Genomic DNA, 12230 nt, shown 5'->3' on the forward strand with positions numbered 1-12230 from the left:
CTTTTATAAAAGCCATATTGTAAAGAAATATCCTGTATGTGTAATTGTTCGCAAAAGAATTCAAAGCGAAGATCAATATACTTTTTGGCATTCTGCTTCAAAAATAGTTGAATCAACTTTGTATCTGGATACAAATATAAATCATAATCTTCAACATAACACTTTCGTTGATCAATATAATGTAATCTATATTCGTTACCCAATAAAGGAATCTTGTCATTTTCTTTTGAAACAGTATACTTGCTTAATTGATTTTTGATCCAAGTTTCTTGTTCTTTGACAAAATCATCAATTTCCCTTTTAGAAACATAGAAAGGAGCGCTCACCTGAACGACTCCTTTGACTACACGTATTTTTATTTTTTTACAATTGGATTTTCGATGAAGTACATACTCCATTAGGCAATATCTTCTAAGACTTCAGTCGCAATATCACTTACATACGCATCTACTTTTTCTTGTTGTTCCTTAGAATATGCATCATATTCATTGATATCACGAATTAAATCCAACATAGGAAGTGTTCCATATAATTTTGTACAAGTTGAATTACACAATGTTTCCACATCTTCCTTCTTGTAGAATTCAATTCTTTCATGACAATTTGGACATTCCAAATATGCCATATTTTCAATGATACCAAGAACTTTGACTTCCATCTTCTCACACATGTGACAAGCTTTTTCTACAATCATACTTACCATTGGCTGAGGTGTAGATACCATCACAACACCTTGCACTGGAATGGACTGCATAATTGTTAGGGCAACATCACCAGTTCCAGGAGGCATATCAATCAATAAGACATCCAAATCACCCCAAACAACATCTGTATAGAATTGTTTAACAACCCCACCAATGACGGGACCACGCCAAATTACTGGATCCGATTCAGATTGTACCAAGAAGTTTAAAGACATCACTTTAATACCTTCTTTGGATTCAATTGGAATCAATTGCTGCTTTTCATTTCCATACGCATGCTGGTTTGTCAAAGCTAAAAGTCTAGGAATACTAGGACCCGTAATATCGGCATCCATAATACCTACTTTTAAACCTTTTTTAGCCATTGCCTTAGCCAACATGACTGTAACTGTGGATTTACCAACACCACCTTTACCAGACATTACAGTGATAATATTTTTGATGTGGTTATCTGGATTCGATTGAATTCCACATGTTTCACTGTTCTTACCACATTTTCCTTGAGAAGGACAACCTTCACATGACATATACTACTCCTCCTTTGGTTTTTCTATTTTTTGAAAACAACGATCATATACACTTGTTAAACGCTGATCTTGAATATGTGTATAGATCTGCGTCGTTTGAATGTTTGAATGTCCCAACAACTCCTGCACGATTCTAAGATCCGCATCCCCATCTAAAAGATGTGTCGCAAATGAATGTCTGAAACTATGTGCTGAGATTTTAGGATTCAAATTTAGTTCATTCACTTTATTTTTGATCATTAAATGCACATATTGCCGAGTACAACGACGGCCTAAACGATTCACAAAAAAATACGAAACATTCTTTACATCCCAAACACTACGAATGGAATCTAAATAATATTTCATCTGTGAAATACAATACGAAGATATCGGAATCACACGTTCCTTGTCCCCTTTACCTTTGACCTTTAAGATACCTTCCGCCAAATGTACATCATTCAATTTTAACTCACAAAGCTCACTTACACGCAAACCACAAGAATATAATACAACTAATATCGTTTTATTATATTGGTCGATCTGATTGTCTTGAAAAGATGAAAAAACTTTTTTTACCTCATCCACCGACAAATAGACAGGCAGATGTTTAGATGATTTCATCCCATGAATTAATAAAGACACATCTTTGATTTCAGGATGCGCAATCGATATCTGCAAATGAAAAGAATGAATACTCGCAATCATACGATTGACACTCGAGGCAATGTGATCTTCGGCATAGACATCTAAAAAGTCTTCGATATCCAAAATTGAAATGTTTTCGCACAACAAAATATTTCTTTTACCTAAGAAATTTAAATACGCCTCAATATCATGAAGATACGATTGTTGCGTTTTCTTTGATTTTCTTTGTAGAACATTCAAATATAAGCGATAATCCTCTAATGCATCTTTTAATTCCATAAAAATATTATAACACAAATCAAATATAAATTGGTTCTAATACCTTCATGTCACAACTTGATTCTTTAACTGCTTCAATTAATACCGATTTTACTTGGTTGTCACGATGATCATATGCGAACTGCAAGTTACGAATACTAAAGTGATTCGCATACAAAACTTTATTGATCTCATTTAAACGATTCGGACGATGCACCATATAAAAGCGCCCATAACTCTTCAATAATCGATTCGCATGGAAGACCAATTGTTCCAAAGTCAAATTCTCTTCCATTCTCCCTAAATGACGAAAATTCAATTGTTCCGGTAGCTGATTGGCATCCATTTTAAAATATGGCGGATTGGAAACAATCACATCAAACAAATCATCTTCATACCTTTGTATTGGCTGATTGACAATTTTTACGGGATGCTTGATAAACATATCCGCATTCTTTTGAGCAACCTTACTAGTCTCTTCTAATATTTCAACACCCACAAGTTCTTTGACATTAAACTGATCAAAATAAACGAGTAAAGCCGCGTTATTGGTACCAATATCTAAAATGCGCTCCTGCTTTTTTAAATGCACAAATTTAGCTAAAAGTTTTGTATCCGTATTAAAACGAAAATGCTCTTTATCTTGATATAACTTCAAGTTTTCATCCATAAAATAATCTAAAGTTAAACTCAACTGGCATCCTCCTTCTTCAATAAATCACTCGCCTTTATAAAACATTTACTATCCATTTTTTCATTCAGACGATTCAATATAAAATCCGTATTTTCTTGTGGAGTTTCAAATAAATCAATCTGTTCTACAATCTGTTTGGCATCTTTTAAAGACCCAATATGTACACCAATATAGCGATAGCCAATGGGTTCAAAATATTCTTCTAACAATTGCCTGCAAGCCCCAAAAATCATAGGATACGTATTCGCATACTGACTTAGATTCATACTGTGACACACATTATGAAACACTGTATCTCGGAAAGTTAACGTAACAAGTTTTCCTTTTTGGTTTTCTTGCTGCATCTTATGCGTTAGTTCTCGAACGATATTTTCAAGACAACTATTCACTTCATCAATTGAATATAGATCGTTGGAATATGTTCTAGAAATCGAAATACTCTTTTGTGTAGTTGAATAACATAGAGTCGCACTCGAATTCCCTCTTGCCTTTTGAATCAAAGAATAAGACGATTTTCCTAGTCTATGTATGATCTTTTGTTCATTCTTTTCATCCGCAAAATCACCAATTGTATAAATACCCATTTCATTTAAAATAGGCACGCTTTTTTTACCAATGCCATTCATTTCATGGATCTTTAAAGGCCATAGTTTTGTTGAAAGCTCCGACTTTCTTAAAACCGTGATTCCTTTGGGCTTACGCATGTCACTCGCCATTTTCGCAAGAAAACGATTGGGCGCAACACCAATCGAACAATTCAAATGACACTTTTCATAAACACCATTTTGAATTTCAAACACAAGATCCAAAGGCCTTTTATAACGCTTAATAATATCCGTTACATCCATGTAACACTCATCTATACTCGCCGGTTCAATTTGATGGGTAAATGTTTTTAAATACGCAAAAAACTGAGCTGACATGGAACGATAGTAGCCATAATCACCTTGGATCAATACTAAATCTGGACATAGACGCAAAGCCTCATAAACAGGCATCGCACTATGCACACCATATTTTCTGGCTTCATAGTTTGCAGTTGAAATCACGCCTCGCTTTGAAGTGGAACCTACCGCAACTGGAAACTCTTTTAAATCCGGATTCTTTATTTCTTCACAACTTGCAAAAAAGGCATTTAAATCAATATGTAATATGACTCTAGCCATGAATCTTCACCCATAGATCTTGCATCGATTCTTTCGCTTTTTGACTCGCTTCACCACTCGTCATTATAGCTAATTCTTGAATCGTTTTGTCTTGATCAAGTTCTTGTACACTTGTGATGGTTTCACTTGCAGATGCTTTTTTATTGACCAAATAATGCGTATTGGCATAGACGGCAACACTTGCCAAGTGGGTAATACATAAAACTTGGTAATTTTTGGATAAAGCCTTCATCTTAGCACCCATAGCTAAGGCAACTTTACCACTCACACCCGTGTCAATTTCATCAAAGATGATGGTTTCGATGCCGTTCGTTGCTTGGAACACCACTTTTAATGCCAACATCAATCTTGAAAGTTCTCCTCCAGATGCAGAAGCACTTAAACTTGAAAAATCCTGTCCTGGATTCATAGAAACTAGAAATTCAATGTCATCAATTCCATTGCTTGAAGGTTTCTTTTCCATACAAGAAATCATAAAGCGAGCATTTTCTAACATCAAGTCTTTACAATGTTCCATTACTTTTGATTCGAGTTGAGAAAAGACTTCTTTTCTTTTTAATGACAATGCATTTGCCAACTTCATATACGCCGTAAACGATTCTTCTTTTTCTTTCTCTAATTTATCAAACACATCCTGACGATGAATAATTCGATCGATCTTATCTGTGATACTCTTTTTAGACTCCATTAAACTCGTATATGAACCACCATATTTACGATATAATTTCTTGATCAAATATTGACGACTTTGCAGACTATCCAAATCTAAAGAATCATTAGAATGTGTATCACGCATATGCTTTAATTCTTCATCCACACTTTGTAAAGAATAATATAAATTTTTAAATGATTCTTCATAGTCATTTAAGATGGGTGATTTTGAAGCTTGTTTATATAAAGTATATAAAGAATCTAACGCTCCATTTTCTTTATCAATTTCATATAGACAAGACGAAAGATCCTCTGAATTTTTATACCAGCTGGTTGCCGCGTGAATCTGATCATTTAATGCATCCAATTCATCTTCTTGAATATTCGCATTCTCAATTTCATCCAGCTGTGCCGTTAAAAATTCCAATTCGGCATCCGAAAATTCTTCGTTTTTTAATGTTTCTAATTCATGTAAGACATTTGAATACTTCACATACGCTTCCTTTACAGAAGCTTTTAAACCCATAGTCTTCGCATAACTATCCAACAATTCCATTTGAACAGATGTGTCCATTAAACGATACGTATCCATTTGCGAATGAATATCGACCAATAGATTGACAATCTTACGCACAAAAGATAGTGTCGTGATCTGTTGATTGATGCGTACGGTACTCTTATTATTATTTAAAATCGTACGCGAAATAATCACTTGATCATCAACCTCAAAGCCATTCTCTTCTAAGATCGCATTGACTCTATCATTCGATGTTAAAACCATCGATAAGATTGCCTTGTCTTTTCCATTACGAATCACATTCGATTTAATACGATTCCCACTCAAATAGCCAATCGCATCAATTAATAATGATTTACCAGCACCTGTTTCTCCGGTAATCACACTCATTCCATCTGTAAAGTCTATGATACAAGATTTGAATAATACATAATCTTTTACTGACAATTGTTCAATCACAAAACCACCTCAAGTCTACTTACTATTTTAACTTAAATCCAAATGAAAATAAACGATTATAATCCATGTGAACGAGAAAACAAAAAAATAAGAATATCTTCACATTAAGATATTCTTAAATCTTTGGCATACACCATATATTCCTGATTGCCACTTCTTCCTTCTAGAATGCTTGGCATCGCTTCAACGCTTCTATAATATTGAAATAGAAAAGATTTTACATCTTCAACAATCTGTAAGGCAAGCTTAGAATTCTTTAGAACGCCATGCTTATTCAAAGCAGTAGGACCACACTCAAATTGTGGTTTTACAAGTATCGCAATATGGCGAATGGATAAAACACGTAATACATGTTCCAATATAGTCTTACAAGATATAAAACTAACATCCATGCACATAAAATCAATCGATTCATCAAACCATTCTGGTACAATTTCACGAGCGTTGTGCCCTTCCATTTTGATTACACGACAATCTTGATCTAATTCTTTGGCAAGTTGAAGATGACCTACATCTAAGGCATATACTTTTTTAGCTCCATATCGAAGACATACATCCGTAAATCCACCTGTACTCGCACCAATATCTAATACAACCTGATTTTGAATATTCACATTGTACTTATCTAAACAACCCTTTAGTTTAAAGGCACCACGAGAAACAAATTCATCCTCAGTATGTGTTACGACAATATCATCTTCATCGCCAACTAAAAAACTAGCCTTTGTGATGACTTTTCCATTGACACTGATTTTACCTTCTTTAATCATATCCTGTGCTTTTGCACGAGACGATATCTGATTGAGTAAAGCTTTATCTAAACGAATCTTATCCATGTTTTTCTAATTCCTCAAATAAACATTCTGTGCTAATACCTTCTTGAATACGTAAAGATCGAATCGAACCATGACATACATAGTGATCGCCAATACCTAATACATGAATTTTTTCATCCAATGTATTCATATATTCTAAAATAGCACTCGATAAGCCGCCCTTCTTAATATCCGTTTCATAAACCGTAATAGGAAGATTTAATTTTAATAAATCTTTCATCATAACTTCATCGATCGGTTTAAAGAAACGTGCATTGACAACAAGTAAGCCAATCTGATTTTCTCTTGCCTTATTGATCACATGATCCACATCCGGTCCATATGTGATCACAATTTGCGTTGGTGTTCCAACCACAAATTTTTCCCAAGTACCAATTGGAATCAATGAATACGACTTGTTTTTTGCGTATCTCACATTTCCTCTAGGATAACGTACACAAAATGGTTTCTTAGAGGCAAAGGCCGTATAAATCATATTCTGTGCTTCTTTGGCATCTTTTGGCTGAGATAAGACAAGATTTGGAATACTTCTAAGCATCGCAATATCAAACACACCTTGATGCGTTTCACCATCATCTCCAACTAAGCCACAACGATCAATTCCAAGCACAACAGGCACATGCATTCTTGCCATGTCGTGGTTGACTTGATCATAAGCTCTTTGAAGGAAAGACGAATAAATACTCACAAATGGTTTTAATCCACCTAAAGCCATAGCACAAGCCATTGTAACGGCATGCTGCTCTGCTATTCCACAATCAAAAAAACGATCTGGATAACGTTTTTGAAATTCTAATAATTTACTACCCTGCGCCATAGCGGGTGTGATTGCGACAATACTCTTATCTTTTTCCGCCAGATCCATAACCGTATTTGAGATCACTTGTGACCAGGAAATTTCATTAGGTGGAAGTAAACTCAAAGATTTTCCCGTTACGACATCAAACGGACTGACTCCATGCCACTTACCTACTTTATCTTGTTCCGCAAATTTATAGCCTTTTCCTTTTTGCGTTAGGACATGTACAACAATGGGGCCATCATGTTCTTTGGCAGCCTGAAAAACTTTGATCAAACTAGTAATATCATGGCCATCGACAGGTCCCATATAATCTAAGTTAAACTCTTTAAATAATGGAGCATCGATCACTTCATCTTTGATCTTATCACGGAAATGTGACAATGTATTCAATACGTTAGTTCCTAATTTATTGGATTTTAAGTTGTTTTTTACATCATGTTTTAAATCGATATATAAGTGAGAAGCACGAATATCTGTAATTCGTTTTTCAACACCACTATAATTTTTAGAAATCGACATATTATTATCATTAAAGATGATGACCATCTTCTTCTGTTTAGAACCAATATCATTTAAAGCCTCTAGTGCCATACCGCCCGTTAATGAGCCATCTCCAATTACGGCAACAACTTGATAATCATCATGCATTAAATCACGTGCAATCGCATAGCCCAATGCGGCAGATAAAGAAGTAGAAGAGTGTCCTGCTTCCCAACAGTCATACTTACTTTCACTTCGCTTTTGATATCCTGAAAGCCCACCCTTTTTACGTAATGTCGCAAATTGAGTGGATCTTCCTGTTAATATTTTATGTGTGTAACATTGGTGACCTACATCAAAAATCATTTTATCTTTTGGTGAATCAAAGACATAGTGCATCGCAACTGTGACTTCGACAATCCCAAGATTACTCGATAAATGTCCACCTGTTTTCGAAATCGACTCGATTAAAAAGGTTCGAATATCGCTGCACAATTGTGTAAGCTCATCAATTGACATATCTTTGATTTGACTAGGTGACTCAATGTCATACACTTGACTAATCTTTCTCATTTTATAACCCTCGTTAAAAAAACTAGTCCGCTAAAGACTAGTTTTAGCTATTATTAATATACCCCTTTTTTCAAAGAAATTCCATATATTAATATGTACGCTTTAATAAAGTATCCAATACTTTTGCCAGCGAAGTCACATCACAACTCACAAAACCTAGTTCTTTACGAATCGTTTCATCATAGCTAGCAACCATATCTTTAGCACCTTGAAGCCCTAATAAAGATACAGCTGTGACTTTATGATTATCTTCATCACTCAATGACTTTCCAACCACTTCTTCACTACCCGTAACATCCAAAATATCATCCTGCATTTGGAATTCAAGACCTAACACAAGACCAATCTTACGGAAGTGTTCCACATCATCGAATTTATTTGCTAAGATACATCCACAAACCAATGGTAATGTTAATAATTTGCTAGTCTTGTAGTGATCAATTTCCTGTAAAAGTGCAAGTGTTGGATTTGGATCATTTTCAGACTGTAAATCTAAAGTTTGTCCATAAATCATACCATCAATCCCGGCATACCAAGAAAGAGCCTTTACTAAAGCTACTTTTTGTTCAGCACTACATTCGCTGTCCAATGCAACTTCAAATGCCTTCGTCAATAGTCCATCGCCTGCAAGAATGGCAGTTGCCTCATCATAAGCTTTATGACAACTTGGTTTACCACGACGTAAATCATCATTATCCATAGCTGGAAGATCATCATGAACCAATGAATATGTATGAATCATTTCAATGGCACAAGCACATGGATACCCAACTCTTGCATCCATTCCATAGCCTTCTAGTACGGAAAACAACAAAGTAGGACGTACACGCTTACCCCCATTCATCAATGAATAGGCCATCGCATCTTTTGTACGACTATCATCATTTTCATGTACTCGCATCAATAAATAATCTTCAAATTCTTTATTCACCATCATCTTGATTCACCTCCATCAACTGATCCATTTTTGTTTCAAATTTTTTTAATTGTTTTTCGCATTGCGCACTCAATTTCAAGCCTTCCTCAAATAATGACATGGCCTCTTCAAGCTCCAATTCATTATTATTTAACAAAGCCACGATTTCATCCAATCGCTTCATCGCCTCTTGAAATTTCATTTGTTTAGCGGCCATTTTATTCCTCCTTAGTGGATACAACACATGAAGTGATCACACCATCATTTACTCTTGTCACCATTATATCATCCCTTGCGACATCTTTGACATGCTTAATAACTTTATCTTCAATCTTTGAGATACTATAACCACGAGAAAGTACCTTTAAAGGTGAATAGGCATCCAATAAAGCACAATTTTTTTGTAAAGAATGTCTAGAATTTTGTAGTAAAACTTGCATATTCGATCTTAGTTTTTCAGGCACCATAGAAAGTTTATTTTCTTGTACCTTTACTATATTCATCATACGCAAATGCATCTGTTGTGTATAATTCTTGATGACATTTTTCTTTTGCAGCTCTAGCTCTAGTGCATGTTCAATTTGTGTATTGTAGCCATCTAGTTTTAATTGTTTTTCTATAATAAAAGATTTTGGATCCTTTAAATACGGATGATTCTTATACGAATCCAGTTTTAACTTGTTGTGATTTAAAATCATAGACATGTTTTGCCTCAACAATTCTCTATCCTTCAAAATTTGAGTCATCACTTCATATTGATCCAAAGTCACCCATTGTGCAGCTGCTGTAGGGGTTACACTTCGATGATCACAGACAAGATCACATAATGTTGTATCCACTTCATGACCTACACCACTGACAATATATGTATTTAAACTGTAAATCGTCTTTACAAGCTGGACATCATTAAAACAGAATAAATCTTCAAAGCTTCCTCCACCACGAACAATCAATAAGGCATCATGATTATGTGTATCAGCCTCTTTCAAGGATTGAATCAAACTTTTAGGTGCAAAACTACCTTGCACTAAACTTGGATACAAAGTGACCTTCATCATCGGCCAACGCCTTTGAATGGTTGATAATACATCTTGTAAGGCAGCAGCCTGTGCTCCAGTTACAACACCAATATTTTCAATATAGTCAGGTTTAGCCTTTTTATGACTTTCATCAAAATAGCCAGCCCTTAAAAGATCTTGTTTTCTTTTTTCAAATTCAAGATATAAATCACCTAAACCATCTTGCTTCATTTGACGAATCACAAGCTGAAGACTGCCCCTTTGTTCATAGACATTAATGCTTCCTGAAACTAAAACGCGCATGCCTTCTTCTACATTGAAGTTTAAACGTGATACATAACTTGAAAACATAACACAACTCATTTCTCCACTTTTATCTTTCAAAGAAAAATAATAATGTCCCGATCTGTGTTTTGTCAGGTTGCTGATTTCACCCTGAATCCAAATGCCATCTAGATCCATAGTTTGTGTTAAAACATTTTTAATGCGAGCAATAACACTAGAAATACTTACAACCATTTCGTTTCTCATAGCTGGTCAAGAACTCCATTTAATAATTTATAAGAATTATCATCGCAATACTTTTTAGCCAAAGTAATCGCTTCGTTGATTACAACAGCTTTCGGTGTATCGTTTGCCAAGATTTCCTGGAAAGAAATTAAAAGAATGGCTTGTTCTAACATACTTAAACGATCAAAATCCCAGTCATCGCGTAATAATTCATTGATTTTTTGTTCAAAAGCTTCTTTGTTTTCAACAGTTCCCATTGTTAAACTATATAAATATCCATCAATGTCATTTGAACCTTTCATTACATCAAATACACATTTACGAATATCCTTTCCTAATAATAAGTGTTGATACACACTTTGCATCGCAACTACACGTTGTTCATGTCTATTCATCTACATTTCTCCTTCTTTATATGGTACGCGCGCACTTGGTACTACATCACTTGCAGGCCCTGCATGCACGTCTTGATCATCAAAAAATATATTGGCACCAAAACAAGCTAATACATCCGCTTTTTTAGCTCCTTGCATAAAGAATACTTCATCTACGACAATATTCCATGCTCTTAAAGTTTTTATTACACGAACACCCGTATCTTTGTTTCGTGCTGTCACAATCGCTGTTCTTAATACATTTAAATCTTTAGTTTCATTTTGAAGCCAAGATAAACTCTTTAATAAAGAAGCCATTGGACCTTTTTGTAAGGCAACATCCTGGTTTAGAATCTCATTTTCATTGAATGCTTCTAAACCATGTTCCTGATAGATCTTTTCCGATTCAGCCGAAAATAATACGGCATCCGCATCAAAGGCGATACGAATCTGATTATCAGGAAAACTATATTTAGTATCTCTGGCATAAATCATACCGGCCGCAAAGCCTGCATGAATCGCATTGGATACATCATTTTCATTACACGATAAGAATAAATCGACACCAAACGCCGATAAATAACGACTAATGTCTTCTCCACCACTCAAAACCATTCGACCAATGTCCATATCATAATGCTCTAGTGAGTGAATGATACGCAAAGACGTATCCGCACTGTTTCTTGACATCACAATAACTTCAACAAGTTTTCGATTCGCGAGTTTATTGATGTTTAATAAGTTTTTAACTAACGCAAAACCACTACCCGGACTTAACACATCATTTTCGTGAACAATTTGATAGTCACGATAGGCGTCTAATCCTTCTTTTTCAAAAACCTCATTTTCTTTTTCTAAGTTAAATAAAGCTCTTGAACTAATACCTACCACAAGATAATTTTCAAAAGATACACTCATAAAATTGAAAAAAAGGAAACCTTCGAAAGATTTCCTTAAAAAATAAATCCAGTCACCTGAATTTCAATCGCTTCAGGTTTAAAGTCTGTCATATAAGAAATACTTTCAAAGATCTTGTTTTGTAGATTTAAACAAACATCACTTACATTTGATTTGTGGTTCACTTTTACAGGAATTGATAAAGTCAATTTATTGTCCT

General features: G+C 34.8%; 13 protein-coding genes. All 13 read right to left on the minus strand.

The window, feature by feature from the left end; all coding sequences use genetic code 11:
* Nucleotides 1-326, minus strand: a 326-nt coding sequence (locus tag ACZQCL_RS01885; RefSeq protein WP_482481722.1) for a YgjP-like metallopeptidase domain-containing protein, incomplete at its 3' end; no start/stop codon positions are given.
* Between the two features lie 71 nt (nt 327-397).
* Nucleotides 398-1231: an Mrp/NBP35 family ATP-binding protein gene (locus ACZQCL_RS01890; protein WP_118115418.1), complete on the minus strand. Its 834-nt coding sequence runs from the start codon at nt 1229-1231 to the stop codon at nt 398-400.
* Nucleotides 1232-1234: 3 nt separating this feature from the next.
* Complete coding sequence (locus tag ACZQCL_RS01895) at nt 1235-2137, minus strand: tyrosine-type recombinase/integrase (RefSeq protein WP_482481724.1); 903 nt, start codon at nt 2135-2137, stop codon at nt 1235-1237.
* A gap of 19 nt (nt 2138-2156) precedes the next feature.
* The gene (locus ACZQCL_RS01900) at nt 2157-2810 is read right to left on the minus strand and encodes a tRNA1(Val) (adenine(37)-N6)-methyltransferase (protein WP_333672210.1); all 654 of its coding nucleotides are present in this window, start codon (nt 2808-2810) and stop codon (nt 2157-2159) included.
* On the minus strand, nt 2807-3976 hold the full coding sequence (gene dinB, locus ACZQCL_RS01905; protein WP_482481726.1) for a DNA polymerase IV: 1170 nt from the start codon (nt 3974-3976) through the stop codon (nt 2807-2809). Before dinB ends, ACZQCL_RS01900 begins: the two co-directional genes overlap by 4 nt.
* Nucleotides 3969-5603, minus strand: a complete 1635-nt coding sequence (gene recN, locus ACZQCL_RS01910; RefSeq protein WP_419007894.1) for a DNA repair protein RecN — start codon at nt 5601-5603, stop codon at nt 3969-3971. The genes dinB and recN overlap by 8 nt, the downstream gene beginning before the upstream one ends.
* A gap of 104 nt (nt 5604-5707) precedes the next feature.
* Nucleotides 5708-6439 (minus strand): TlyA family RNA methyltransferase, encoded by a 732-nt coding sequence (locus ACZQCL_RS01915; RefSeq protein WP_337532888.1) that lies wholly within the window; start codon nt 6437-6439, stop codon nt 5708-5710.
* A complete protein-coding gene (gene dxs, locus ACZQCL_RS01920) occupies nt 6432-8294 on the minus strand; it encodes a 1-deoxy-D-xylulose-5-phosphate synthase (protein ID WP_443668660.1) in 1863 nt (620 codons plus the stop codon). The genes ACZQCL_RS01915 and dxs overlap by 8 nt, the downstream gene beginning before the upstream one ends.
* Nucleotides 8295-8382: 88 nt before the next feature.
* Nucleotides 8383-9231, minus strand: a complete 849-nt coding sequence (locus ACZQCL_RS01925; RefSeq protein ID WP_443668659.1) for a polyprenyl synthetase family protein — start codon at nt 9229-9231, stop codon at nt 8383-8385.
* Nucleotides 9218-9427 carry an exodeoxyribonuclease VII small subunit gene (xseB, locus tag ACZQCL_RS01930; protein ID WP_117572533.1) on the minus strand — a complete coding sequence of 70 codons (210 nt, stop codon included), beginning with the start codon at nt 9425-9427 and terminating at the stop codon, nt 9218-9220. Before xseB ends, ACZQCL_RS01925 begins: the two co-directional genes overlap by 14 nt.
* A 1-nt stretch (nt 9428) precedes the next feature.
* Nucleotides 9429-10760 (minus strand): exodeoxyribonuclease VII large subunit, encoded by a 1332-nt coding sequence (xseA, locus tag ACZQCL_RS01935; RefSeq protein WP_331865610.1) that lies wholly within the window; start codon nt 10758-10760, stop codon nt 9429-9431.
* Complete coding sequence (nusB, locus tag ACZQCL_RS01940) at nt 10757-11134, minus strand: transcription antitermination factor NusB (protein WP_118115436.1); 378 nt, start codon at nt 11132-11134, stop codon at nt 10757-10759. Before nusB ends, xseA begins: the two co-directional genes overlap by 4 nt.
* Complete coding sequence (locus ACZQCL_RS01945; protein WP_227994212.1) at nt 11135-12031, minus strand: 5'-nucleotidase; 897 nt, start codon at nt 12029-12031, stop codon at nt 11135-11137.
* Nucleotides 12032-12230 lie beyond the last annotated feature (199 nt).

Source organism: Holdemanella sp., from assembly GCF_056804935.1.

Coding starts and splice junctions, on each gene's coding strand:
- ACZQCL_RS01890 (WP_118115418.1), bottom strand. CDS start 1,231: ATGTCATGTGAAGGTTGTCCTTCTCAAGGAAAATGTGGTAAGAACAGT.
- ACZQCL_RS01895 (WP_482481724.1), bottom strand. CDS start 2,137: ATGGAATTAAAAGATGCATTAGAGGATTATCGCTTATATTTGAATGTT.
- dinB (WP_482481726.1), bottom strand. CDS start 3,976: ATGGCTAGAGTCATATTACATATTGATTTAAATGCCTTTTTTGCAAGT.
- ACZQCL_RS01915 (WP_337532888.1), bottom strand. CDS start 6,439: ATGGATAAGATTCGTTTAGATAAAGCTTTACTCAATCAGATATCGTCT.
- dxs (WP_443668660.1), bottom strand. CDS start 8,294: ATGAGAAAGATTAGTCAAGTGTATGACATTGAGTCACCTAGTCAAATC.
- ACZQCL_RS01925 (WP_443668659.1), bottom strand. CDS start 9,231: ATGATGGTGAATAAAGAATTTGAAGATTATTTATTGATGCGAGTACAT.
- xseB (WP_117572533.1), bottom strand. CDS start 9,427: ATGGCCGCTAAACAAATGAAATTTCAAGAGGCGATGAAGCGATTGGAT.
- xseA (WP_331865610.1), bottom strand. CDS start 10,760: ATGAGAAACGAAATGGTTGTAAGTATTTCTAGTGTTATTGCTCGCATT.
- nusB (WP_118115436.1), bottom strand. CDS start 11,134: ATGAATAGACATGAACAACGTGTAGTTGCGATGCAAAGTGTGTATCAA.
- ACZQCL_RS01945 (WP_227994212.1), bottom strand. CDS start 12,031: ATGAGTGTATCTTTTGAAAATTATCTTGTGGTAGGTATTAGTTCAAGA.